Source organism: Jeotgalibacillus sp. R-1-5s-1 (assembly GCF_004405105.1).
Taxonomy (GTDB): Bacteria; Bacillota; Bacilli; order Bacillales; family Jeotgalibacillaceae; genus Jeotgalibacillus.
The window spans coordinates 1-397 of the sequence record NZ_SORW01000039.1 but is presented as its reverse complement, the minus strand read 5'-3'; the positions used below and the strand labels follow the sequence as shown (position 1 = coordinate 397).

The window sequence follows — 397 nt, the reverse complement described above, 5'->3', positions numbered from 1 at the left end:
CAGCGAGCCAGCCCAATCAGAAATGGGTGACGGACATCACGCATCTCCATTACGGTCTTGGGAACAAGGCTTATTTGAGTGTGATCAAGGACTTGTATGACGGGTCTGTCGTGGCCTATAAAATCGGTCACTTCAACAACAACGCCTTGGTGATGGATACGCTGAAGGCAGCCATCGAAGCGAACCCAGACGCGACCCCCCTACTCCATAGCGATCGTGGATCACAGTATACATCGAAGGAATACCGCTACATTACGACACAGGCAGGGATTACGCGCAGTATGTCCCGTGTCGGGAAGTGTATCGACAACGCACCGATAGAGAGCTTCTTCAGTCACTTCAAATGTGAGAGATATGAGTTGAAACAGTACAAGAACTATGAAGAATTAGTCAACGA

At 49.1% G+C, this 397-nt stretch carries 1 protein-coding gene; it reads left to right on the top strand.

Annotated elements, in window-relative coordinates; translation table 11 throughout:
• A partial coding sequence (locus E2491_RS12635; protein WP_166805876.1) for a DDE-type integrase/transposase/recombinase occupies positions 1-397 on the top strand: 397 nt, incomplete at both ends.